Origin of the sequence: Pedobacter sp. Bi27, assembly GCF_918698255.1 — a bacterium.
In the GTDB taxonomy this organism is placed as follows: domain Bacteria; phylum Bacteroidota; class Bacteroidia; order Sphingobacteriales; family Sphingobacteriaceae; genus Pedobacter.
The window spans coordinates 172,827-198,820 of record NZ_CAKKMW010000006.1 but is presented as its reverse complement, the minus strand read 5'-3'; the positions used below and the strand labels follow the sequence as shown (position 1 = coordinate 198,820).

The following is a 25,994-nucleotide window of genomic DNA, read 5'->3' as shown; positions in this document are numbered from 1 at the left end:
TAAATGCTATTAATTAAACTTATATCTGAAGCCAACAAGATAGTTTTGGCCATAATAATCACTTCTGATCAAGGTGTTTCCATTTTTAACCAAATCTTCTTTGATATCGTTATTTGCTGGGTTTGTACCTTTTATAAATAATTTTGTCGGCGTATTTAAGATGTTATTGGCTTTTACAAAAACACTGATGCCGCCTTTAAAACGTTTCTCTGCAGAGGCATCCACCTGAACAAATCCTTCCTGCCACAAATCGTTATTTAAGAATTGCGAAACGGTGTTGATGCGCGGTCCCGTATAGGCACCGGCAACCTGAGCATCCCAGCCTTTTTTTGTGTCTTTAAACAATAACGATAAGTTGGCAATATGCGCTGACTGACCATAAAGCGGACGTTCCTGGTTTACATTGGCAGGCTCGGTATCTCCGGTAGCGCCATTAATAACCCTGGTGGTTTTAGTGGTGTTAATGCGCGAATGGGTGTAGGTATAATTGGCCTTAACACCTATTTTACTGAAATATTTGATGTAATCTACCTCTGCTCCGTAGTTGTTGGCCGTACCAAAGTTTCCTGGACTATAATAAATATCCTGACCACGAACAGCATCGGCCTGAAAAGTATATTCAATTGGATTTTTTATCCTTTTGTAGAATGCACCAACCAATAATTGCTCTGAAGCGCCAGGAAAAAGTTCGTACCTTAAATCAAAATTATCAGCCAGTGCACGTTGCAGGTTAGGGTTACCACGTTCCTGAAATTCTTCGTTTACAACTTTTCCGGGTACAATTTCGTAAAAACCCGGACGGTTAAGTGCTTTGTAGTAAGAAGCATGCAACTGCGCTTTTTCTGTTAAAAAATATTTTGCAGTTAAACTCGGTAGTACGTCGGTATAAATCTGATTTCCTTTTGGAAAAGATTCACCTGCCGGAAAAAGCAGGTTATAGCCCTGATTGGTATGTTCTACCCTGGCACCACCAATTACTTCTAACTTAGCTGAAGTATATTTAAACATTCCATAACCGGAAGTGGTTTGCTCAGTTGCATCGTAGGTAAGGGAATTGGCCACCGCGCCTGTTGGATTGCTGACTACCAGATTCAGGTCGGTATAATTTTGGAAATTCACACCATAAATATCATTTGCATGATCTGCTCCCTGAGCCAAATTATAATTATTAAAGAAGCTGCTCCTTTTTTTATCGCGGTATAACCCTCCTGCCATAAGATCCAGTTTATGGGTCCCTGATAAAACATGGTAAGTCAAATCAAGATAACCAGCTAGATCCTCGTCGGTATTGCGTTCCCATCTGCGCGTAACCGGATTGGTATTGACTAAACTGGTGCGTTTGCGTTGAAAATTCTGCTCCAACCCATTCAGGCTGATACTGGTATTTTCGGGTACATCGTTTTTGGCCGAAGAATAAACAGCCGACCACTGGACTTTAAATTTATCATCAAAAAATTTATGGTCGCCATGCAGCGTAGAATTGTAAATCTGTTGCTCGGTTAAGCGGCTACGGGTATCATAAACCAATTCTGCATTCCCAGCTGTTGGATTATAAACCCCGTTATAAGTAGTGGTTACAGCATCTCTAACCTGTTGGTTTTTCAGATTAACGTACACATTGTAAAAACTGATCTGGTGGTCTTTGTTAAAAACATAATCAATTTTTCCATGTAAGCCTGTACGTTGTTGCTGTTCAGAATACTCGCGGTAACTTTTACTGGTAATTTTAGCATAAGCATCTGTACCAACAACTGCGTTATTGTAAAAAGTACTGTTGCTACCGCGGTAGGTATTCTGATAACTTCCTGCCAACACCACTCCTAACTTATTATCCAAAAAGCGCTTACTTAAGGATAAGCTACCAATTAAATTAGGTGCAGGATTTTTATATTTATAATCGATTGTTCCCTTACTAAAATCGTTTTGTGTAGCATTATAGTTTTTCCCGTTTATTTCGTAAGGCGATTTATAATTAATACCTGAAGCATTGTAGCTGGTAAACTTCCGGTCGAAAAACAATTGGCTATAACCTGTAGAAACATTGGCATTTACCTGCAATAAGCCTGGCGCATTTTTCATCACCATATTAATGGCACCGCCAATGGCATCGCCCTCTAAATTGGGGGTAAGCGTTTTATACACCTCTAAACGGTCGAGTAAATCAGAAGGAAAAAGGTCAAGCGGAACATAACGGTATTTATTATCCGGACTTGGGATTTTCACGCCATTTACCAAAGTATAATTGTATCGTTTATCCATCCCCCTTAAAATGGCGTATTGTCCATCGCCGTTGCTATTGCGCTCTATTGATACACCCGAAATACGTTGCATCACATTGGCTACCGTTAAATCCGGCGAAATCTCAATCGACCTTCCTGATGCGATATTCATCAGCTGTGGCGCATTTTTTTCCAGGCGCCTGGCTCCCTGATCGGTAGAACTCACTGCATTCGATTTAATGGTGATATCATCAAGGCTTTTCGAATCGCTCTCCATATAGAATTTTAAGTGATCGTTATCCTCTTTCAGTATCACTAAGGTTTTCTCGATGGTTTTGTAAGTAATGTAGCTTACACTAATTTTGGCACCACCTGCTTTTACATCCTTAAATTCGAAAGTACCATCTAATCCGGTATTGGTTGTGCGCCTTGGGTTCTCTAAAACCACTGTTGCACCTACAATGGCCTCTCCAGTTTGCTTATCGTAAACGTGGCCTTTCAGTTTTGTGGCATTTGCGGTGCCTGCACAAAAAAGAAGTAAAAACAGAATTTGTAATCGTTTATTCATTGTGTTTAGTCATGTCTTTTTATTATCGACGGGGCAAAGGTGTATACACCATTTTACACAAAGAAATTATTGAGGTTACATAAAGGCAACAGCGTTACAACAAACATATATTAAAAGGCAACACAAATATATAACACATTAATTATCAGTAAATTAAACATACATCAAAACGCCGTTATGCTTTCATTACCGTTACATTAACAAATTGTTAAGCCCGTAAAAACCAAAAAACAGGTAATAATAATATAGCTGATGTAACGGTTATAATGCCTGGATAAATGCTGATAAATTATCGCCTTGCGCCAGATTCAGCTTTTTCCTTAGCCTATATCTCGATACCCTTAAGCTATCAGTAGATATGCCAAGCAAGGTTGCGATATCGCCTGAATCGAGGTTCATTTTTAACAGTGCAATCAAGCGCATATCGCCTGAAGTTAGTTCACTGCTATATTTTTTTAGGCTTTCGAGAAACTGATGGTGAACCTGTTCGAAAGCCACCGTAAATTCTTTCCAGTTGCGCTCGTGATTAAAGCTCTGATTAATCTCCGTGAGGATCTGATTCATCTGCTTTTTCTGATCACGCTTATCCTCTTTTACCATCGCTTGTAAGGTACTCCTAAGATTTTCAAGGAATTGGTTGTGTTTAATCAGATTTAAGGTATGGGTAGACAGTTCTCTGCTTTTAACCTCCAGCAACTGTTTCAGATTTTGCTCTTCGAGCTGAAGATTTTTGAGCGCCAAACTGGTCATATCATGTTCTATCGCTTTCTGCCGCGCCAGCATCTGTTGATCTCTTAATTTTAACCTTTGTCTGCTAAAAATAACAAATCCCAAAATGACCAATAATATCACGACAATTGTGGCAGAAAAAGCAATGATCCTGTTCACCTTCCGGTCGTTTTTCAGTTTAATGATCTCATCTGATTTTTTATTGATATCGTAAAGTACCTGCAAAAAGGCTACCTGCCGGGCGCCATCTTGCGAATACAGATCGATCGTGTATTTATAGCCAAGTTTTACATAATGGTAGGCGCTGTCCATATTGTTCAACAGTTCGTAAGCCTTGCCCAAATCTCTGCAGCAGGAGCTTAACTGATAGACATTACCCATCTTTTCGGCCAGTTTTAACGCAGTTTCAGTTTGCACAATACTTTCCTTATACCGGCCTGTTTTACGGAGGATATCGCCCAAATTATTAATTACCTCTATACTTCCCATGTTATTATGATCTTCCTGATATAAATTTAGCGCTTGTTTAAAATGTACGTGAGCAGAATCGTAACGCTCCAGATCTTCATATATGCTACCCAGATTTTCGTGTATTTTTGCCGCGCCACTTTTATCATTAACCTGTTCGTTTATTTTTAAAGCGAGTTTTTGATAGTAAAATGCACTGTCGTAAAGTTGCCTTTTTTCGTATAACTGCCCAATATTGCCCAAAACGGTTGCCTGTCCGGTTAAATTATTCAATCTTTTATAGATGCCGATGGCTTTGTTATAACTGTGCATGGCCTTTTCTTTCTGCTTCATATAATAGTAGAGCACGCCCGCATCGTTAAGGTTAGCAGCCAATAAAAGCGATTGATTGGCATTGCTGAATATTTTATCGGCTTTTAAAAAGAACTCTAACGATTGACTGAAATGCCCCTGTGTATAACAAACCTTGCCCATTTGCTGTAAACATTTGCCTTCTAAAAGCTCATCATTGTCATCGATAGATTTGGCGTATATTTTTTTTAATTGAGCCAGGGCTGCAGTCGGGTCTTTTTGATTAAGGGCAATAATCGATTCGAATTTTTCTTCCTGAGCAATCGCGTTCGAAATAAAAAGCAGAAAAAGGACAAGAACACTAAAGGGTTTGATCATGTTAAAAGCATCTATATCAGGCAATGCTGAACAAAGAAAGAGCGTATATGTTAACTTAAGGTTAAGTTGAAGAATTAACCGATGGTGATGAGTGCCAAATCTAATTTCAAAACCGATTTTATATTAGTCCATTAAGTGATATTTTGTATTTTAGTAGTAAAACCTATTGATATGACCATTACCTATGAAATAGGTGTTATCCCTGCACCGGAAGAAGTAATTGAACTATTTGTCCAGGCAGGACTTAAAAGGCCAACTGAACCGGAAAGAATAGCGCTGATGTTAAAAAATGCCAACCTATTGGTTACCGCATGGCAAAAGGATAAACTTGTTGGCATTTGCAGAACCATTACCGATTGGGTTTGGTGCGCTTACCTCGCAGACTTGGCCGTATTTACAGGCTATAAAAGCGCCGGTATAGGCAAAGAAATGATTGCTATTACACGCGAAAAGCTCGGTGATCAATGTACGCTTCTTCTTTTATCAGTACCTACTGCTTTTGATTATTACCCTAAAGTGGGTTTTAACAAAGAAGATCGCGCTTTTAGTATCGAACGGATAAAATAATTTCGAAATATGAGAAAGATTATTCTAAACCTTGCTGTTACGCTTGATGGCTACATTGAAGGTCCTAACGGAGAAATTGATTGGTGCATTATGGATGGCGATGCCAATTTTAACGATTTTTTAGATGGCATAGATTCTATTTTTTATGGGCGGATCAGCTATGATCTCTGGGGAAATTACCAACCTGGAGAAGAAGAGGATGAATTGATGAAATCGATCTCCGAAAATATTAACCGCAAGAAAAAATATGTTTTTTCGGAGACCAAAACCAGCGATGATACAGGTGCCACTTTTATTCAGTCGGATATTGTACAAAGGGTTAACGAAATTAAAAACCTTTCAGGCAAAAACATATGGTTATATGGTGGTGCAAAGCTAATATCTACCTTTTTAAATGCCGGTCTGGTTGATGAGTTGCAGCTAGCTGTACATCCCGTAATATTGGGTGAAGGAAAATTACTGTTCAGCGAAATTACCAATCGGGTTTGGTTAACATTAAAAGAAACAAAAAGCGCTCCATCAGGTGTTGTACAGCTGATATATGAGGTGGCTAGATAAGTTTGGAGTTGAGGGTTGATTAGACCAGTTATTGAATGAGTGAATTTTGAATGGGTGAATGACTAATGAACCAATTGTTAGTCTGGGGTTGGGCGTTTGGCGTCCATTAATCAATTATACAAAAAACCAATTAATATTGAAATGTACTAATGACTAGTGACCGAATGAAAATGAACCAATTGTTAGTTTGGAGTTTAGAGGAGATTAACCAGTTATACAATTTAACCGATTAACCTTGAACTATATTAATGACTAGTGAACTAATGGCAAATGAACAAATGAACCTAATTACGCTGGAGTTGAAAAATTCAAAAACATGATTAAACAGTTATTAATGATCACTTTTCTTCTTGGTTTAGGTCTACTTTTTGAGCCCCTCTTTGCTCAAAATAAAGAAGAAATATCATTATCTATTCACCAAAATCCGTCGTGGACCAAAATCGGAACAAATTTTTTCCTTTATTATGAACTTCAATTAAAAAATGCTGGCACAGACACTATTGAACTAAAAATATTGAACATATCAGGAAAAAATAAGTCATACCTTAACCTAAATGGGCCAAAACTTGCCGAGCGTACAAAAAGTAGCGATCAGAAAAACAGAAATCTGATCATTCCTGCTGGCGGCTCGGGATTGATTTACATAGAACTCGAAACCGAGGTGTTAAAAGCCGAAACTATAGTAAACAAACTTGAGTTTTGGATTCACCACCGACCTAAAAATAATACAACTGCATTTATCATAACAGAATTACATCCAACAGTTACTAAACCAACCGTATTGGGCAAACCACTGCAAGCAGGTTTATGGACAGCCATTTACGACCCGGCATGGGTTTCGGGACATAGAAGAGTATTTTATTCAGAAAAGGGAAAGCAATTTCTTCCCGGCCGGTTCGCCATTGATTTTATCCGTGTAGACAGTGTAGGAAAATATGCCTCCAAAAATACAGATTCTATCCAAAACTGGTTTGGCTATCAAAATGCAATAATTGCTGTAGCGGATGGTACGGTATCTTCGGTACTCAATGATTTTAAAGAATCAACAACTGTTTCGCAGCACAAAAGCCCTGCACCCGAGCAAGCCAGCGGCAATTATATTTCCATAAAAATTGCTAACGGGCAGTATGCTTTCTATGAACACCTAAAGCCAAATAGTATTCGAGTTAAACCTGGAGATAAAGTTAAAAAAGGTGATATAATTGCGCAGCTGGGCTTTACCGGACAATCTACAGGCCCTCATCTCCATTTCCATTTAGCCGATCGAGATAACCGCCTATATGCAGAAGGATTACCTTATGTGTTTGAAAACTTTTTTCAGGCAGGTCGATATTCAAACCTTGATAACTTCGGCAATAACCCCTGGCAATACAAGGAACGGCTTAAAGTAAGGCAAGGAAGACCCTTATCAAATTCGGTAATTGAATTTTAGTTTGACTATACAGTTACCTGTATTTTTTTGCCAAAGGGATTTTCCGCAGCAAATAAGCATTTACCTAATTTAATCTTAGCAACAAAACGATTAGAACTAAAGCTCGCAGGTATAAAACAGTTAGGGTTGAGCGCAGATAAGCTATTCATATATTCATTAAAGATTGATTAACCACCATAAATCTCGATTAAAACAATTACATTAATGGTAAATTAATTGCCTTGATAAGATTAAACATCAAAAAAACGATACTATATTTTTATGGAAGAAATAAAAAACGGCGTTAAAGCTTTTTATGCCAAAACCCAGGCCGATTGGCGCCAATGGCTCGCCGAAAACCATGAAAAAGAAGTATCTGTTTGGTTAATTATCTATAAAAAAGATGCATCAGCAAATAGTTTACCACATAGCAACGCAGTTGATGAAGCCCTCTGTTATGGTTGGATTGATAGTTTAACAATGAAACGTGATGAAGAAAGCCGCTATCAATTTTTCTCCAAAAGGAAACCTAAAAGCAATTGGAGCGCAATTAACAAGAATAAGGCTTTACACATGATAGCGCAAGGATTGATGAGCCATGCGGGACTACAGTCGATCGAAATAGCTAAAGCCAATGGCATGTGGGATGCCCTGAACGATGTGGAAAATCTGATTGTACCCGATGATTTAAAAAAAGAATTTGAAGCCAACAAATCAGCACAAGCACATTGGGATAAATTTCCCCGTTCTTCAAAAAAAGCCATATTAAAATGGATATCAGAAGCCAAAAGAACAGAAACAAGAGCAACAAGGATTAATGAAACGGTTAGGTTAGCTGAAGAAAATGTACGGGTGAAGTAGCACTTAGTCCGAAGTCTTTAGCCGGGAGTCCGATTCCAGTTTCAAGTTAACCTTTAACTAAAAAAAACCAATGACCAAACAAGAATGACCAATGACATACCAGGCATTGCCGATATTTTTGGGTTACCACTTACCATTTCTCGGATTACAGGTACCGAGTAGTTTGCCTTTGATATCGATAAACAAGAATTTTCACCATTCACATGCCAGCGGGCATCTTTCCCTAAAATTAAACCTGCTTTATAAAGCACATCTGGATTCCAGATACCCATCTTAGTGTTAAAAAATTACCCCTATCTTATAAATGAATTAAACCATTGCTGATTACCCGACGTATCAATAAAGCCCGGTGCAATACCTATTGTTCTAATACCGGGGCCCGATTCTATAGCCAAACTTCTCACCAAACCCGTCAATGTAGTTTTGGCAATGTTATAAGGCGTACAGCCGGAGATACTGGCAAAAGCATGGTTTGATGCCATTACGATAATTATCCCATTATTTCCATCTAGTAACGACTTGCAGCGTTTGGCCAAACGCCAATGCGCAGAAAGGTTTAAATCCAAATTAAACTGCCAGTCTTTTTCGGTAGTATTTTCTAAACCTGTAATTACATCCTGACCAACGTTGGAAACCAAAATATCCAATCGTCCATAGTCACCGGTGATATCTGATACAAGACCATCAATATCGTCAGTTACCACCATATCAGCTTTAAAATAGTCTGTAAGTACATCAAAAGACTCCATTTCTGCTAAAAACCGTTGGGCAACATCACTCGTTTCACTTTGTTCTGCACAACCTATCACGGTACAGCCCGCTTTGGCCATCATTTTGGCAATCCCCAACCCAATACCCGAAGTAACACCAGTTACCAAAGCTATTTTCCCTTTTAAATCTATTGTTAGTGCCATAAAATCTAATTTAAAGAGGGTATCCAAACTTTTTGGACACCCTCTTAATCATTATTTATTCATTGTGTGTTGTGTATTTTCTAATATCCGCTGTTTTGCTTTAAAACCCCCTTAGAGAGATCTATCTGTGCCTGCGGGATTGGCATTAAGTATAATTTATCAGTCCAGGCTCTTTCTTGAATTGGTTTTGCGGCATCAGCAATGCTATATATCGGTTTCATTACCTGTGGAGCAATTTTCCATCTTCTGACATCCATATAACGTTGTCCTTCTATTGCCAATTCAACACGTCTTTCGTTTCTGATCAATGATCTTAAGGTCTCCTGCGTGGCATATTTAGTCCGATCAACTACAGGCATACCCGCACGCGTTCTGATTTTATCCAAAGCATCGTATACACTTGCATCAGGACCAGTTAATTCGTTCTTAGCTTCGGCATAGGTTAATAAAACCTCAGCATAACGGATTAAAATATTGTTGGCATGGTTATCAATCTGATCTCTATAAATTTTAGGATCGACCATTTTACGCACACTGTAACCAGTTAGGGAGGTGTTACCTGCACCTTCAGTCCATTTAAATGAATAATCATCTTCGATGGCATTCCATGGGTTTCCATCAAATAAAATACTGGCGTAAAAACGCGGGTCTCTGTTTTTAAATTCATTTTTAAATGCCGGATCTTTCGCTTTATACCAAGCAGTTCTTTGTGCTGGCGATGGCGGTGTAATTAAATCGCCTGTTTTATAACTTAGATAGCTGTTTACCAGTTCTTGTGTTGGTGCTATAGAGCCCCAACCACCCAGATCGCCCGAAGGCAACAAGGTATTTAAGAAATTAGCATCTTGTTGCGGGATTCGCTGTCTATCTAATATTACTTCTACATTGCCTTCATTTGCCTGGTAAAACAAAGCTTCATAACTACGGAGGCCTACACGGAATTTTTTCTCATCATCGGCATTTGCAAAATCGACCCATGCGCTATAATTATCTTTGGCATTTAGGGCATCTTCGGCTGTTACTTTAAATAAATCGTAACCCAATGTCATTACCTGGCTTGCCGCGTCAGCAGCTAATTGCCACTGGCCTTCGTACAAGTGGGCACGTGCTTTTAAAGCCAATGCTGCTCCTTTCGTAATGCGACCTTTTTCGTTTGGCTTACCTCCAGCATAACTTTGTGGTAAAATTTTAGCGATGGCATCTAACTCGTCTACCACAAATTTTAATACTTCTGCTTTTGGTGTTCTTGGTATATTTTCTCTGCCAAGCTCAACTGTTTTAGTCGATAATGGCACGTCACCAAACTTGCAAATTAACCAGAAATAAGCATTTGCTCTAATAAAACGTACCTCGGCCTTATATCGGTCTAGTAATGTTTTATCCATGCCGGTCACTTTATCAGCGTTATCTAAAAAATAATTGGCACGGCCAATTGCTGTAAAATCCCAACCTGCATCTAAAGTAGAGTTTACATTACCCGATGATACATCTGTGGCCGAACCCTCCCAGGGATACTGTGCATGGGCATTGTCTGCAGCTGCATCATCATAAACCATATCATCACCGGGTAACTGACTGTATACACCGTTAACGGCTAAGTAAACATCATTGGCGTTCTTCCAAAAGGTAGCTTCCGACACCTGGTTCAAAGGTGGTCTTTCTAAAAAGTCTTTCTTACAAGAAACAATAACACTTAATAAGAGTACACTTGTAATTATATATATCTTTTTCATTTTTAAAATCTTTTATAATCCTGCACTTAAACCAAACGACCATGTTTTAATACCCGGGTAACCTCCGCGGCCCGAAGCAGACTCAGGATCGTAATCTCCCAAACGCTTATCAGCCATAATAGTGAAAGGATTATTGGTTGTGCCATAAATTCTTAGTTTAGACAAGCCGATTTTTTTCACTGCGTTTTGAGGTAAAGTATAACCTAAAGTGATACCTCTTACCCTGAAATAAGAACCGCTAAACAGATAGAATGACGAAAGTTGATCGATATTATGTCCGGCATTTGCAGTTAATAATGTCCTCGGGAAATCGGCATTTGGATCAGGGTTTTCTTGTGTCCAGCGGTTTAATAACTGTACCTTTGCATTTGCGCCGTTAAAGAAGGGTGCTGAAGCTTCCTGGCCTAAATAGGTTTTTACTTTGGCTACGCCATAGGTAAGAATATTAAAATCGAAACCTTTATAAGCTGCGCTTAAATTAAAGCCATAGTTTACAAAAGGCACATCGTTACCAATGATGGTACGGTCGGCAGCATTAATCACATTATCACCATTAATATCTCTGTATTTAATATCTCCGGCTCTGGTACGTGCATCCTGAAAAGCATGCGAAGCAACCTCTTCATTGCTAACAAAAAGACCGTCAGCAATATAACCGTAAAAAGACCCAAGTGATTCTCCAACCCTTTGAATATACTGACCATCAAATCGATCGTTATTATTGTCTCCAATTTTGGTGATTTTGCTTTTGATCAACGATAAGTTACCACCGATGCTAAAAGTAAAATCTTTTCCGATTCTGTTGTTATGGTTTATGGCTAACTCTACACCAGTATTGCGGGTACTTGCCGAATTGGTAAAAGGCACCGTTAACGGATAGGTTTTAAGGGCTGCATTACGTAATAACAAATCTTTTGTATCCTTAATGTAGTAATCTGCGGTAATGTCCAATTTACCTTTTAACAAAGTCATGTCTACGCCAAAATCGGTCATGTATACTTTTTCCCAGGTTGTGGTTGGCCATGATCCATCGGCCTGCCAGATTCCATCTTGTGCTGTACCTTCAAAACTGTACTGAAAGCCAGCATTTAATCTGTTAAAATAGTTGCCTACAGAAACCACATCCTGATTACCTAACGAACCATAAGAGCCACGGATTTTTAAATTATCAACCCAGCTAATATTTTTCATAAAGTCTTCTTTAGAAACTACCCATCCTGCAGAAAACGATGGGAAGAAGGCTCTACGTACATCTTCGTGGAAACGTGAAGAATAATCGATACGGGCATTTACCTCTAACAGGTACTTATCGTTAAAAGCATAGTTAAAACGGCCAAACATCGATCGCATTGACCACTCTTCTGCAGCAGTTCTGTTGGCTAAGCCAAAAACTCCGCCAATAATATCATCATTATTATTATCTGATAAAATATCTTCTCCGTTACCAGAACCATTGATAATGGTACTTAAATCGTTATTGGGAAAGTTTCTTCTACCAAGAAAAGCGCTTCTAAGCACATTGCTTTCTTGCGATGCACCCACAGTTAGCTTACCATAATGTTTACCAAATGTACGCTCGTAATCTGCCGTACCTTGTATCAACAATTCTTTTCTTTTAGACCAGTACTCTCTTAAATCATTCTGTGTGCCTTGTCCGGCAGGCAGTGCAATAGGATTACCGGTTAAAAAGTTATTAATCGGTGTCATGGTATTGTTAAAGGCCGTGCTGTTGTTGTTGGTAAACTTTAACGAAACCAATCCATTTATAGATAAACCTTTTAGAGGTGTTAACGTAGCATTTGCAGCGGTTTGAAGCAAATTGTTCCGGTTACTGCCTTTCGACGATTCGGCTATCATGCGGGCCTGGTTGCGATATGGAATTGAGCTACTGGCTACAGTACCATTATTTACCGAGCCCCATTGTCCATTGCTCTGGCGGAAAACAGTAGTTGGTAGAGAACGGTTTAACTCTGTCCATGATAAATTACCCAAACGATCAAAAGCCTGGTTAATGAAAGAGATATTGGTACCTATCTTTAGTATATTCTCGATAACCTTGGTTTCGGTATTTAATTTTGCATTAAAACGGTCCTGGTCTTTATTAGGAATTAACGATTCTTGAGTTAGATAATTTAAACCCAAATAACTACTGGTTATTTTACCGGGTGCATTGATGTTTAAATTCACATCGGCCTGTGGTGAACTAGGTCTTAAAACTTCTTTATACCAATCTGTATTCGGATATAAATCTGGCTGAGAACCATTTCTGTACAACTCTATCTGAGCTGGCGTGTACATTGGGCTACGGCCAACATTGGTTAGTGCCTCGTTGTAAAGTGTTGCATAATCTACTGATCCTAAATACTTCGCGATACGAGTGGGCGATTGCCAGCCGTAATTGGCATTGAACTCGATGGTTGCTTTTTCTCCACCACCACGTTTTGTGGTTACCATAATTACACCGTTAGCCGCTCTCGAGCCATATAAAGCTGCAGAAGATGCATCTTTTAGTACTGACATGCCCGAAATATCATTTGGATTAAGTGTGGCGAATTCTTGCGAGCTGGCCGGAATACCATCAATAATATATAGTGGAGTACCTGCCCCTGCTAGGCTGCTTCTGCCCCTAATATTAACAGCAGTACCTCCTGTTGCGCTTGCACTTACATCACCAGGGCGTTGCAAAATGGTTAAGCCTGGAGAAATACCTTGTAAGGCATTTTGTATTGAGGTTACAGGTCGTTCTTTTAATTGTTTAGGGGTAATGGTTGCAATAGCTCCGGTCAAGCTCGATTTTTTCTGTGTACCATAAGCCACAACTACCACCTCATTTAAATCGTTGCTTTGCGCTACCAAAGTAACTTTTATTGTTGCTGATGCTTTTACCTCTTTGGTTTGATAACCTAAATAAGAGATTATTAAAATGGCATCATCGGCCACACCAGTCAGTTTAAAGTTTCCGCCTTCATCGCTCATCGTACCTTGCTCTTTTCCTTTTACTTTAATGCTGGCGCCAGGTATGCCTTTGCCAATTTCGTCTAAAATAGTACCAATCACATCGATAACCTTGTTTACAGGTGCGCTTTGTTCTGGCTTATTGGCAGGAACAATGTTTGCAGGCCGCTCTTTAACCACAATGGTATTGGCCTGGATGGAATAAGTTAGGGGCTGATTTTTAAAACATTGGTTTAAAGCTTCGGCCAGGGGCATATCTTTTATATCAATACTTACTGTATTTGCCTTTTTTAAATCGCTCTGGATAAAAAATACATTATAGCCACTTTGATTTTTTATTGCTTTAAGCACTTTTTGCAAAGACGCATTTTTTTCGTTAAGCGTAATGTTCTTTTGCGCAAAACTGCCCGCATTAACGTGTAAAAAGGCTACAAAAAGCAATAAGATGGTTAGCTTCATAGATAACAGAATTTTATTCTTTATACGGCTTGTACCATATAAATTAAAATCGTAAATTTTCATACATTTGTTAGGTTTTAGGTTGAGTTAAATGCCTATAGCAGTTGCTATTACATTTACAATGTTTTAACTATTTGGTTATTTGTTGGGACAATTTTAATCTAAAACTTTAAACGGGTTTCGATTGCACTCGAAATCCGTTTTTTAGATTAAAATTTCATGTGTTATTTTAAAATTTTAATCCTCCTTCCTTCTATTTTAAATTTAAACTTATCAGTAGATTCTAATATTTTTAAGGTTTCCTGCAGGTTGTTGTGTTTGGAAAAAGATCCTCCGAAATAAATCCCTTCAAAATCACCAACATATTCGATATCAACGTCGTACCACCTGGCCAATTTTTGCATAGCTTCTTTAATTCCTTCATTATTGAACATAAAAAAGCCATTTTTCCAGGCGATATATTCTTCTACATCAACATTGCTCACTTTGAAACCTGTACCGTGAAAAACAGCCTGTTGCCCTGGTTTTAGCAAACCTGTGGCCTGTGGATTAAAGTTTTTAACGGCTACCCCACCTTCTACCAGGGTTGTTTTAATTTCGGCATCATCTGCATAGGCACTCACATTAAAATGGGTACCCAAAACGCTTATTTCCTGTTTTGATGTTTTAAGTTTGAAAGGCTTGTTTTTATTCTTAGCTACTTCAAAATAGCCTTCACCAGTAAGCTCGACTATTCTATACTTGCCTGTAAAAGCGATAGGGTATTTTAATGATGATAGGGCGTTTAACCAAACTTTGGTTCCATCGGGCAGGGTAACCTGATACTGACCGCCAGCTGGTGTACTGACGGTGTTAAAACCTGGTTTAGCTAGCACTGATCTATTTTCCAGCATGGTATAAACCAATTGTCCATCAGCTATTTTGGTAATCTGAATTCCCTCCTGTTTGGCTATTGTACCATTTAACGCCTGATCTAAATTAATTTTAGTTCCATCGGCAAGTGTTAAAAAGGCTTTGTTACCGCCGGGTTTGATTAAGCTGGCTGATTTATTTATTTTTTTAAGATTGGTACGTTCACTTAGCATAAACCAACCAAATCCTAAAACGGCAATTAATGAGGCGGCAACAGCTAAACGATAAAAATACCTGCCTGGCCGTTTTTTCTCTTGCTGATCTATTTGTTGATTAATCTTACTAAAAATCTTTTCGCCAACTTCAACTTGCTCCTCTTCATCAATCTGTTTTTCTCCTGCCAAAGTAGTTTGGTTCAATTGATTATTGTACCAAGATTCTAATTTAAGACGCTCTTCTCCACTGGCAGTACCGGCTATGTATTTTTCTGTTAAACTTGTTAATTCTGTTTTTTTCAATTGCTTGTGGTTTGGTGTATGTACCCAAAACGAAGTATACCCCCCAAAAGAAATTTTAAATTTCGCATAACAAGCTATAAAACAGTTATTTAAAATTAAACAAAGTTAAGTGATTGTAAACAATCTGATTGAAATCTGCAGGAGAGAATAAGTACTGATTTATTTATCCCAAATGCCAGCCAGTAATAAAATGGCCCAAAATAAGAATTCGCCCATGTCGGTACGCAGGCGGCGTAATGCAATGGTAATCTGGTTTTCTACCGTTTTTGGTGAAAGGTTTAACCGGTCGGCTATTTCTTTTACACTAAGGTGCTCTTTTCTGCTCAGGATAAAAATTTCTTTACATTTTTGAGGCAGCAGCTCAATACTCTCATCTAAACGTTGCGCGATCTCTTTTTCAGCAAAAGCATTTTCGGCATTATGCGGACTCACCAAAAGGTCGGTATCATGAAGTAAATCGGTGCGCAATTTCCCATCTCTAATGGCTTTAAATACCTGAAAACGAACTGAAGTAAACAGATAATTATTGAGATTATCGACTAAGGTATACTCCCGTTTTAACCAAAGGCTAACAAATATTTCCTGTATAATATCTTCAGCGGCCTCCCTGTTGCGTAAAATATAATAGGCTGATAAATATAACTTGCTCCAATACCTGTTGTAAATTTTTTCGAACGCAGACCGATCATTGCTTTGCATATCGCTAACAAGCAAACTATCAGGCCATAGTTGTAAATCATCAGGTTTCATTAGTATAAGGAATATCTTTGCAATACTAAGCAAAAAAATAACGGTTCAATTTACATATTTTTCGCAAAGCAGCATAAATGTTGCATTATTGAAGAGACACGAGGAGTGAGTTATTGAAGAAATTAGTTTTTCACCACTAAGTCGCGAAGAGGGCAAAGTCAGGAATCTAGGTAGATGAGATTATTAGCCACGGAAGCCCGGAAACACGGAAATGCAACCGGGATTTTTAATCCTTAAGAAGTTAAGGAAATTAAGAATTTATAAGCTAATGATCAATATTCAATAACTAATGATCAAATGTCCTATCACGAATCAAATTGTTAGCCACGAAAGTTAGGAAACACGGAAATGCAAACTGGTTTTTTAATCATTAAGAAGTTAAAAAAATTAAGATTTAATATAAGGAAAAACTAGAAATGCATTGCTTTAATGTCTGCGCATTAGGGACAGTTAACCAATCCCCAAGGCCCTAACTCATCTCTCTAATTAACGCCTCCATTAATTCTTTGGCAGAAGTATATTTTAAGTTTACCGCGTTTTGCCCTGACCAAAAATTGTACATATCTGTTTTGCCCTGTTCAATGGCGGCGGCTCTTAACGGCCCCATTAACCGGGTTTGCAATGGAAAGGGCAATACCTCAGTTTCATAACGGATAGCACCGGATATCCGGTTAGCAATCATCCGGCCCATTCGCCCTGTTAATGATTTAGAAAGTACCGTATTTTTTGATTCTTCAGAGAAAAGTTTTGCCTTGTGCATTGGCGTTGCATTAGATTCGTCGGTTACTAAAAAGGCGGTACCCATTTGAACTGCATCTGCACCAAGCGTTAATGCTGCCCTTATACCTTTCGCATCGGCAATACCACCGGCAGCAATTATAGGTATTTTTGTTTTCGCTTTTACCTGTTGGATCAATGCAAAAGTTCCTGTTAGCGATTCATCTGCTGGTTTAAGGAATGAAGGACGATGTCCGCCCGCTTCAAACCCTGTTGCCACAATAGCATCAACCCGGGCTTCTTCGAGTGCCAAAGCTTCGTCTAATGTGGTTGCTGCCCCCACTGTTTTAATGCCTAACTTTCTTGCTTCGTTTAATATTTCTTTTGAGGGTATGCCGAATATAAAACTAAATACTGCAGGTTTCAGTTCAAAAACGGCTTCAACCTGTTTCAAAAATTTTGAAGGAATATTGGCATCAAGATCTGGCAAGGGAATACTTAACTCGTCGAAAAAAGGTTTGAATAATAGTTTAATTTCCGCTATTTTTTCTGATGGATAATTAAGTAAACGCTCATCTACATCATTTACCAAAAGGTTGATGTTGTAAGGTTTATCTGTTTTTGTTCTTACAATTTTATCGGTTTCGATAATTTCTTCAGGACTTAAGGTATATGCGCCGATGCTGCCCAAACCACCAGCGTTTGATACGGCTGCTAAAAGCTCAGGTGTTGAAAATCCACCGCCCATTGGGCCTAATAAAATCGGGTACTCGATTTTTAAAAGTTCGGTTATTTTAGTTCTGTTCCACATCTTAGTAAATTTTTACGTTGGTCAATAATTTATTCACAATCATCCAACCCTGATCAGTTTTACTTAAAGATAAAAGATCATAATAATTAAAATCAAAAATAGGCAGATGAACTTTGGCAATTGCAATAGAATTGATAATTTCTATAGACAATATTTCCATGCGGAATGTTTCATTGAGTTCCTGCGGACTTTTGCGCTTACTTACACCTTCTAAATATTCATCCAGTGTTTTAAAGTATGGAAGGCCATTTACATCACCAGCCAATATAGACTGTGGGTGAAATATTTTTCTGAGCAGTACTGTATCTCCATTAAAAACTCCCTTAAAATAAGATGACAGTACTTCTGCTATTGCATTTGCGTTTTCAGTGTAATTATTCATGGTTTTAATTTTAAGGTATGCCCGGGGCTAATTATTTCCCTTTGCATACCTGGTTTTTGTTTTAATTTTTTTATCCTTAGCCAATATGATGCCCCGCTACATGGCCCCCATCTAAATTGATGATTTCGCCCGTTACAAAATTACTTTCTGCCAGGTACAGGGCGAGTTGAGCAACATCTTCTGTTTCGCCAATACGGTTTAATAAATGTAAACCCGCAAACGCATCTGCATCACTAATGCCATTTTTGGCCTGCAAAGGACTTCTAATAATCCCAGGAGCGATGCCATTTACCCGGATGTTGTTTTTGCCGAACTCTGCAGCCAGTTGTTTAGTTAAAGCATGGATGCCACCTTTACTTGAAATGGGTGCCGTTGCAGGAAAACCTCCAATGGCATGATCTACCAATACAGTTCCGATATTAATAATAGCACCACCATCTTGTTTCAACATCTGCGTGATGGCTGCCTGAGTAGTGAAAAATGTGCCTTTTAAATTGATATTCAAAAATTTGTCCAGATGTGCTTCATCTACGGCTAAAAAAGGCTTTGGTTCAAAAATACCGGCATTATTGACCAGCACATCTACAGCACCAAAACGCGCTACGGCAGTTTCTACCAATCGTTTACCTGTGTTTATGTTGCTGATATCGCCAGCTACCATCGCCAATTGGTGGTGCGAGCCTAATTCATTGAAAGCAGTTATTAAATTGTTTTCATTTGCAGCGTTGATCACCACATTGTGACCCTGTTTCAAAAATAAAGCTGCAATGGCGCGACCAATACCTGTTGATGCGCCTGTTATAATTACGGTTAGTGTTTTCATAATTTGATTATTACTTGGTTATTTATTGTTTGCTGTTATCCCTTTTTCGCGTAATACCGATACCTGTTCGCCTGCATAGCCCCAATCATCCAATTCGATCTCTTGAATTACTACATGGGTAAGCTTTGGATCTTTATCCAATACTTCGGTAATCAGTTTGGTTATTCCACTAATTAAGGTCTGTTTTTGTTCTCGTGTAACACCTTCACGGGTTACTTCTATTTTTACGTATGGCATGGCTGTTCGATTAAATAGTTAATGATGCGGTTAATTTTACATCAAGTTCAAATTCATTGTAGATCAGGTTATCGCCAAGGTTGGTGAAAAAGTTACCTGATCTGAATTTCATGTTGTACTTCGTACGGTCGATAAAGATTTTGCCAGAAGCTGTTAAGGTATTGCCATTAACCACAACATCTGCCGCAAAAATTACAGCATGTGTAATGCCTTTGATGGTTAAATCGCCAGTAATTACGGTATTGTCTTCATTGGTTTGATCAACAGCTGTAATGACAAATGTGGCTTCAGGGAATTGATCGGTTGCGAAAAAATCTTCAGAAAATAAATGTCCGGCGAATTGTGCATTGGTTGCAGGGTCGGTAACATCTAATATTACTATAGAGGTGGTATCGATAATAAAGTTCCCGTTGCTGAGTTTACCATCGTTTAAGCTTAGTGAACCCGATTTAATCGTGATGGTTCCGTTGTGTGCGCCGGTAACTTTTTTACCAGTCCAGTTGATGCTGCTTTGAGCGCTTACAATTTCAAATTTTGTAGTTTCCATTTCTTTGTTTTATCAATCGTTAGTGATTTGACAACACAAAGTAAAGGAGGATTTTTACAGGGCTTAGGTGATGTACATCACATTCTGCAAGCGTTATTTTTGTCCGTTGTAAAGTCTGCTCAGGGTTTCTCTGGAAACACCCAAATAGGCTGCGATTAAATGTTTGGGCACGAGATTATAGAGTTGAGGATACATAGCCAAAAGTTCCTCGTAGCGGGCTTTGGTATCGTTATTCATAAACGACAACAGCCTTTTCTGCGAAGCCAGGTAGCCCCTGTTTGTTCGCCACCGGAAAAAATGTTCAGCCTGATGGATTTCACCACAGATTTTTTCGCGGTCATCGTTAGAAAGACATAATACTTCTGCATTACTAATGCAATCTACGCTTATGGTTGCGCGAGTGTGGTTGTATAGGGCGCCATAATCAGAAGTCCACCAGGTAGGCATCGCAAACTGCAGAATATACATCTTGATTTCATCGTTGATAAAAAAAGCTTTTAAACAGCCCGAGATAACAAAATATTCGTGATCTACCTTATCTCCCTCGCTAATGATGGCCTGCCCTTTTTTAAAAGACTTTAACTTGAAATGGGAAAATAAATAATCGAACTCTTTGTCGGTTAAAGTAGCGGTTTTTAAAATATGCGCTTTTAGTATTTCTTTAGGATCCATAGCTTGAAATAAAGGTAAGAATTATTGGGGTTAGTACGGAGTTCGGAGTAAAAAGTCGATGTGTCATCCTGAGGGATAATTTATTGTATAAAAATCAATATGAATGACGCATATCTTTTTTTGCCCAGAGGCTCATCCTTGCCTCGGCTCGCCGCCGCCGATGGGGCTCTTTCTTTTTGCTGTCAAAAAGAAACAAAAAACACCGGCTGAAAATTTTTCTTTCAAAGCTAGTGGGTTGGCTGGGTCGGCGGAGCCCGAAAAATTTGTTAGGCCGGATTTAAGTAGAACGGGGATACCGTGCTATGGCCTAGCTGGATGGAAATGCGACAACGGCTAAAATATTGATTAATAGCTGTTTATGAAATAACGTCAATGGTAGCTTGTCGAAGGACAGCAATAACAGAACAACACAGCACTTGATTTATAACTTTTTAAATGTAACTTTGTTGCATTGAAATACTCAGTGTACACATATCGCAAAGAAATTTTTGCCCGCATATGGGCGGTATTGCTATTGGCGGTATTTCTTAATGCAACGCTGATAGAAAGCCTGCACCATCATGGTGCCGAAAAAACCGGTTACAGCAAGCAAAGTTCTCAGATGTATCCACTGAAACAATTGAGTTCGGCAAAGCTAAAATGTAAATTGTGCGAGGTATTGAAACACCGATCGCACTTTTTCGATGTTCCTGCTCCTATTGCATTTGCTTTACCTGTAGTTAAACCAACGATTAAACCTTGCGTTTACCTCATGAGGCATCCTGTTGCTTACATCCTATGCTGCGCCAATAAAGGTCCACCTAGCCTAATGGCTTAATCTTCATACAAGAAGTTTCTTTTTCATAACCTTCAAATTTACTCTGTTTAACGCACATGCCTGTTTGGTATGCGCCAATATTTTATTATGCTTCAAGCCATTTCATTATCCAAAAATTATCAATCTTACCGGGCCTTAAATCAGCTTAATTTAACCGTTAACCCTGGCGAAGTATTTTGCCTGCTGGGCCAAAACGGTGCCGGAAAAACCACTACCATCAATTTATTTTTAGGTTTTATTGAGCCTAGTAGCGGAAAAATCTTAATCGACAACGAAGAAATCTCTGCGCACGATGACGAACGGCGGAAACATCTGGCCTACATTCCTGAGGTGGTTATGCTTTACAGCAATCTTTCGGCGATCGAAAATCTTGATTACTTTTCTAAACTGGCAGGGTTTAACTATGGTACTTCAAGCTTGATCGGTTTTTTAAAGCAATGTGGTTTACAGGAAGCTGCCCACCACAAACATTTATCGGGCTTTAGTAAAGGCATGCGCCAAAAAGTGGGTATCGCTATTGCACTGGCCAAAAACGCAAAGATTATTTTAATGGATGAGCCAACCAGTGGATTAGACCCAAAAGCCACCGCAGAATTTACCCAGCTGGTTAAACAATTAGCAACCGAGGGCAAATCAATTCTGATGGCTACGCACGATATTTTTAATGCGGTAAATGTAGGTTCGCACATTGGCATTATGAAACAAGGCGAATTGATCCATACACTTAAAGCCAGCAACATCACTGCAGCCGACCTTCAGGAATTATACTTACAAACCATTTAAAAACAATCCATTTCATGTACCCAATATATAAAGGTCTTTCTATTTTCCGTTCAATTTGTTTGTTATTGCTCTTCAGCACATTTAGCCTGGTCACTTTTGCTCAGATTAAGGTGAGTGGAAAAGTGATCGATACCCAAAACCAAGCTATCCAAAAAGCCACTATTAAATTTAAGAATGGGAAAGATCAAATGAATACAAGCAGCGATTCGCTCGGTAATTTCTCAGTTGTTCTACCTCAAATGGCCAATTATACCATCACCATTAGTGCCATAGGCTACAGCACTTTTAATCGCATTTACCCCGTTAATGGCATTGGTGATTTAAAACTGGATGCAATTGTGCTACACAGCGCCAACGAAGAATTGCAGACCGTTGAAGTGGTAGGTACCAATGGCAAAAAGTACTATGGCAACTACTCTTTTTCTGCCACTAAAACGGCTACTTTGAACAAGGACATTCCACAGGCTATTTCTTCGGTTTCGAAGGAATTAATTGCCGACAGGCAGGCGGCTGTACTGGCCGATGCGGTTAAAAATGTAACCAGTGTATCACAAAGCAGCTATTACAACCAATTTTCGATCAGAGGAATTAACCAAAACGAAGAGGGTGCTATAATTAATGGCATGCGTACCCGCCAATATTATTTTAACCAGCCTCTAACCAATAATCTGGAGCGGATAGAGGTAATTAAAGGTCCGGCAAGTGCTACATTCTCGAGTGTAGACCCAGGGGGAAGCATTAACCTGGTAACCAAAAAACCACTGACTGAAGACCGTAAAGAGATTAGCCTCTCGGCCGGAAGTTTCAGCACCATTAGAGGCGCTTTAGATTTTACAGGTCCGTTAAATGCTGATAAAACGCTGCTTTACCGGCTTAATGTAGGTTATGAAGACAGTAAAAGCTTCAGAGACCTGCAATACAGAAAGGGTTACCTGATTGCCCCTTCTTTTTCGTACATCCCGAACGATCGAACAAGCTTAAATGTAGAAGTGGTAATGAACAACAGCAATTCGAGGTTAGACCGCGGACAGGCAATTTTTGGAGCAATTGCTGGTAAAACCGATCTAAAAAGTACACCGATCAGTTTTAATATGGGCGCCAGTAACGACCGTTTTAACAGCCAGGATTTAATGTTGATGACTAATTTTTCGCATAGCCTTACACAGGATATTGTATTTAATGTGGCCTATATGAAGCAAAACTGGAACGAAGATCTTTTAGAACATAGAACCACCAATGCTTTTGGCGTTGATGAAAACAATCAACCTATCCCAACGTTAGCGGCCATGCGTGCCGTTCAGCGTCAGCAAAAATGGCGAACCGACAACCTAAGCACCTATTTCAGTATAAACACCAATACTTTTAGCTTAAGCCACAAGCTGGTAATCGGGTACGATAGAATAAACACTCAGAAACTGCGGGGCGGTGGCGAAAACTCGGCTCAGGGCTACCGTTTAAAAGATGGAACCATCGCAGCAAGGTACGATCCCACAAAAAAGGACCTCTACTTATTTAAGGTAATAAATGGTATAAATGCACCTGTGCCAAATGTAGAACACTTTAATCTAGCCAATCCAACCTATACCATTAAAAATTTAAGCGATTATGTTTTTACCAAAACAGAAATTCCGGCCGCATATAATTTGGTTAATGCAGTATACCTGCAAGATCAGATAAAATACCATCAACTTACCTTAACATTGGGTTTACGACAAGAGTGGTATGAGGATTACAGCAATTACAAATTGGCTACCGAAAAGAAAATTTATCAGCATAAGCTTTTGCCAAGGGCCGGAATTACCTATGCCATAAACACAAACATTAACCTTTACGCAACCTATTTACAAGGGTACCAGCCGCAAGGCAATACCTCAACCCTGGTTATTGTTCCACCACCTGCAGGCACCAATTTTAAACCTTTAGAAAGTGATTTAAAAGAGATTGGTGCAAAATCCGAATGGTTGAATAAAAGTTTAATGGTTAACATTTCGGTATTCGAAATCAACCAGGAAAACCTATTGATGAATGCAAATGATCCATTGGATGTAAACCGCCTGATAGAACGCGGTGCCCAACGCAGCCGTGGTGTCGAATTCGAAGCCTCTGGTTTTATCAGGTCTAACTGGCAGTTTAATGCGGGTTATAGTTATGTAGATGCCATTATTAAGGATGATTTTAATCCTGATTTAATTGGTCAAAGGGTGCAGAACACGCCAAAACATAGTGCCAGTTTATGGACACGCTACAACTTTGAAACCCTTAAGCTAAAGGGAATAGGTTTTGGAGCAGGTTTACAGTATAGTGGCACTAAACTTCCGTTGTACATCAGAGATTTTGTATTGCCTGCTTATACCGTGGTAGATGCCGCGCTTTATTATTCGCCTGCTGGTTCTAAAGTGCAACTGGCTGTAAATATGAATAACATTTTAAATAAATCCTATTGGGTTGGCGCACAAAACTATCTACGCCTTTTCCCTGGTACACCAAGAAATGTAATGTTTAACGTAACCTATAGAATATAATGCCAAATAGAATAAGCACTATAGCCAAACAAACTTTTAAAACCGCCCTTAACAACAGGGCCACCTTAGCCTTAACCCTTTTATTAGGTCTATCGCTTTGTTTGGCTACCTATGTAGGCTGGCAGAATTTTAAAACACAAAACAATCAACGCCTGCACTATAAAGAATTGGTTAGGGCACAATGGTTGGCAAAACCAGATAAACACCCACACCGGATGGCGCACTATGGTTACCTCGCCTTTCGCGAGAAACATGAACTGAGTTTCTTCGATTTTGGAATAGAAGGTTTTGCTGGTGTATCGATCTTTTTAGAAGCGCATAAACAAAACACAGTAAATTTTAGTGAAGCAGGTTTTTCTAACGGAATGTTGCGCTTCGGCGAAATCAGTGTGGCCATGGTGCTGCAGCTCCTGGTACCACTTCTCATTTTCTTCTTAGGTTACAACAGCATTTCGGCTGAGCGCGAATCGGGGACATTAAAGATCCTGCTATGCCAAAATGTAAGCTGGAAACAGCTCCTCTGGGGCAAAACATTGGGCATAATTGGTGTTTGTTTGTCGATATTTATCCCCCTTATGCTGCTTACCATTTTGTTATGGGCCTCACTAAGTCATTGGCAGATTAGTGGAGATGCCAGTTTGCGCTTAATGGTATTGATATTTAGCTATGCGATCTATTTCTTCATTGTATCTGCTGTTACGGTTTTGGTCTCGGCTTTTGCACGCAGTTCTAAATCAGCCCTAACTACTTTACTGGCCTGCTGGATATTTTTTATGGTCATTATGCCGAGGATCACCCAGGCAATCGGCGTAAAAATCCACCCCTCCCCATCTAAAATAGCGTTTGCCGATGCCATTGCTACCGACATCCATAAACAGGGCGATAGCCATAATCCAGATGACCCACATTATGCTGCAATTAAAGACTCACTACTCAAAACTTACGGTGTTACCGATGTAAAAAAACTGCCTTTTAACTATGGAGGTTATATTATGGCAGAGGGCGAAAAAATAACTTCAAAAATTTACAGCAACCATCAAAAGGAACTGAATAAAATTTTTGAAAAACAGAACAGCATTACAAAGGTAGCAGGTTTCATGAACCCTTATTTATCCCTCAAGCATATTTCGATGGCCATAACAGCCGCTGATTTTGACACCTTTGTCGATTTTCAGAACCAGGCAGAAGCCTACCGCTATCAGCTGGCTCAAAAGATGAATAAACTACAGATTGATAAGATCAGTAACATTGCCCCAGGAGAAGAAGAAAAACCTTTGGCCATTAGTAAGGCAAACTGGGCAGAACAACCTGATTTCAATTACCACTTTGGCAAATTAAGTTCAGTAATAACAAATGAGTTATTGGCACTGAGTGCTTTAACCTGTTGGTTATTGGCAACGGTTATGTTGCTACAATACACGACCAGGTGGATTAAAACGATATAGCGATTAA

The 25,994-nt window shown here is 39.1% G+C and carries 22 protein-coding genes; 8 read left to right on the top strand and 14 right to left on the bottom strand.

What is annotated here, in order from left to right; all coding sequences use genetic code 11:
- Positions 1-9: 9 nt before the first annotated feature.
- Both LQ227_RS19985 and LQ227_RS19980 read right to left on the bottom strand, forming a co-directional pair.
- Positions 10-2,787, bottom strand: coding sequence for a TonB-dependent receptor (locus LQ227_RS19985; RefSeq protein ID WP_230150712.1), 2,778 nt, complete (start codon positions 2,785-2,787; stop codon positions 10-12).
- A gap of 261 nt (positions 2,788-3,048) precedes the next feature.
- Entirely contained in the window at positions 3,049-4,653 is a 1,605-nt protein-coding gene (locus LQ227_RS19980) for a tetratricopeptide repeat protein (RefSeq protein ID WP_230150709.1), read from the bottom strand.
- 171 nt (positions 4,654-4,824) lie between these two features.
- On the opposite strand from LQ227_RS19980, the gene LQ227_RS19975 reads away from it, so the two are divergent.
- From LQ227_RS19975 to LQ227_RS19960, 4 genes are all read left to right on the top strand, one after another.
- The gene (locus LQ227_RS19975; protein ID WP_230144953.1) at positions 4,825-5,220 is read left to right on the top strand and encodes a GNAT family N-acetyltransferase; all 396 of its coding nucleotides are present in this window, start codon (positions 4,825-4,827) and stop codon (positions 5,218-5,220) included.
- A 9-nt stretch (positions 5,221-5,229) separates the two neighbouring features.
- Positions 5,230-5,778 (top strand): dihydrofolate reductase family protein, encoded by a 549-nt coding sequence (locus LQ227_RS19970; protein ID WP_230144952.1) that lies wholly within the window; start codon positions 5,230-5,232, stop codon positions 5,776-5,778.
- 334 nt (positions 5,779-6,112) lie between these two features.
- Positions 6,113-7,210: a M23 family metallopeptidase gene (locus LQ227_RS19965; RefSeq protein WP_230150707.1), complete on the top strand. Its 1,098-nt coding sequence runs from the start codon at positions 6,113-6,115 to the stop codon at positions 7,208-7,210.
- Positions 7,211-7,471: 261 nt separating this feature from the next.
- Positions 7,472-8,050 carry a YdeI family protein gene (locus LQ227_RS19960; RefSeq protein WP_230144950.1) on the top strand — a complete coding sequence of 193 codons (579 nt, stop codon included), beginning with the start codon at positions 7,472-7,474 and terminating at the stop codon, positions 8,048-8,050.
- 53 nt (positions 8,051-8,103) lie between these two features.
- Here LQ227_RS19960 and LQ227_RS19955 read toward each other — a convergent pair whose 3' ends face one another.
- From LQ227_RS19955 to LQ227_RS19900, 12 genes are all read right to left on the bottom strand, one after another.
- Positions 8,104-8,322 carry a hypothetical protein gene (locus LQ227_RS19955; protein WP_230144949.1) on the bottom strand — a complete coding sequence of 73 codons (219 nt, stop codon included), beginning with the start codon at positions 8,320-8,322 and terminating at the stop codon, positions 8,104-8,106.
- A 21-nt stretch (positions 8,323-8,343) separates the two neighbouring features.
- Entirely contained in the window at positions 8,344-8,964 is a 621-nt protein-coding gene (locus LQ227_RS19950; RefSeq protein ID WP_230144948.1) for an SDR family NAD(P)-dependent oxidoreductase, read from the bottom strand.
- Positions 8,965-9,044: 80 nt separating this feature from the next.
- Complete coding sequence (locus LQ227_RS19945) at positions 9,045-10,697, bottom strand: RagB/SusD family nutrient uptake outer membrane protein (RefSeq protein ID WP_230150704.1); 1,653 nt, start codon at positions 10,695-10,697, stop codon at positions 9,045-9,047.
- A 12-nt stretch (positions 10,698-10,709) separates the two neighbouring features.
- Positions 10,710-14,174 (bottom strand): TonB-dependent receptor, encoded by a 3,465-nt coding sequence (locus LQ227_RS19940; RefSeq protein ID WP_230150702.1) that lies wholly within the window; start codon positions 14,172-14,174, stop codon positions 10,710-10,712.
- A 161-nt stretch (positions 14,175-14,335) separates the two neighbouring features.
- Complete coding sequence (locus tag LQ227_RS19935) at positions 14,336-15,481, bottom strand: FecR family protein (RefSeq protein ID WP_230150700.1); 1,146 nt, start codon at positions 15,479-15,481, stop codon at positions 14,336-14,338.
- Positions 15,482-15,640: 159 nt separating this feature from the next.
- On the bottom strand, positions 15,641-16,231 hold the full coding sequence (locus LQ227_RS19930) for an RNA polymerase sigma-70 factor (RefSeq protein ID WP_230144944.1): 591 nt from the start codon (positions 16,229-16,231) through the stop codon (positions 15,641-15,643).
- Positions 16,232-16,700: 469 nt separating this feature from the next.
- Positions 16,701-17,759, bottom strand: a complete 1,059-nt coding sequence (locus LQ227_RS19925) for a nitronate monooxygenase family protein (RefSeq protein WP_230144943.1) — start codon at positions 17,757-17,759, stop codon at positions 16,701-16,703.
- Position 17,760: 1 nt separating this feature from the next.
- Positions 17,761-18,141 (bottom strand): nuclear transport factor 2 family protein, encoded by a 381-nt coding sequence (locus LQ227_RS19920; RefSeq protein WP_230144942.1) that lies wholly within the window; start codon positions 18,139-18,141, stop codon positions 17,761-17,763.
- Positions 18,142-18,217: 76 nt separating this feature from the next.
- Positions 18,218-18,964: an SDR family NAD(P)-dependent oxidoreductase gene (locus tag LQ227_RS19915; RefSeq protein ID WP_230144941.1), complete on the bottom strand. Its 747-nt coding sequence runs from the start codon at positions 18,962-18,964 to the stop codon at positions 18,218-18,220.
- 18 nt (positions 18,965-18,982) lie between these two features.
- Positions 18,983-19,201 carry a 4-oxalocrotonate tautomerase family protein gene (locus LQ227_RS19910; protein WP_131531439.1) on the bottom strand — a complete coding sequence of 73 codons (219 nt, stop codon included), beginning with the start codon at positions 19,199-19,201 and terminating at the stop codon, positions 18,983-18,985.
- Between the two features lie 10 nt (positions 19,202-19,211).
- Entirely contained in the window at positions 19,212-19,748 is a 537-nt protein-coding gene (locus LQ227_RS19905; RefSeq protein ID WP_230144940.1) for a YceI family protein, read from the bottom strand.
- A 93-nt stretch (positions 19,749-19,841) separates the two neighbouring features.
- Positions 19,842-20,420 carry a Crp/Fnr family transcriptional regulator gene (locus LQ227_RS19900; RefSeq protein WP_230144939.1) on the bottom strand — a complete coding sequence of 193 codons (579 nt, stop codon included), beginning with the start codon at positions 20,418-20,420 and terminating at the stop codon, positions 19,842-19,844.
- A gap of 451 nt (positions 20,421-20,871) precedes the next feature.
- Here LQ227_RS19900 and LQ227_RS19895 point away from each other — a divergent pair, with 451 nt between their 5' ends.
- The 4 genes from LQ227_RS19895 (at position 20,872) to LQ227_RS19880 (ending at position 25,987) form a co-directional block, all read left to right on the top strand.
- The gene (locus LQ227_RS19895) at positions 20,872-21,237 is read left to right on the top strand and encodes a hypothetical protein (protein WP_230150697.1); all 366 of its coding nucleotides are present in this window, start codon (positions 20,872-20,874) and stop codon (positions 21,235-21,237) included.
- Between the two features lie 87 nt (positions 21,238-21,324).
- Positions 21,325-22,020 (top strand): ABC transporter ATP-binding protein, encoded by a 696-nt coding sequence (locus tag LQ227_RS19890; protein ID WP_230150695.1) that lies wholly within the window; start codon positions 21,325-21,327, stop codon positions 22,018-22,020.
- A 14-nt stretch (positions 22,021-22,034) separates the two neighbouring features.
- Positions 22,035-24,542 (top strand): TonB-dependent receptor, encoded by a 2,508-nt coding sequence (locus tag LQ227_RS19885; protein ID WP_230150694.1) that lies wholly within the window; start codon positions 22,035-22,037, stop codon positions 24,540-24,542.
- Positions 24,542-25,987 (top strand): DUF3526 domain-containing protein, encoded by a 1,446-nt coding sequence (locus LQ227_RS19880; protein WP_230150693.1) that lies wholly within the window; start codon positions 24,542-24,544, stop codon positions 25,985-25,987. Before LQ227_RS19885 ends, LQ227_RS19880 begins: the two co-directional genes overlap by 1 nt.
- The last annotated feature ends 7 nt before the right edge of the window (positions 25,988-25,994 follow it).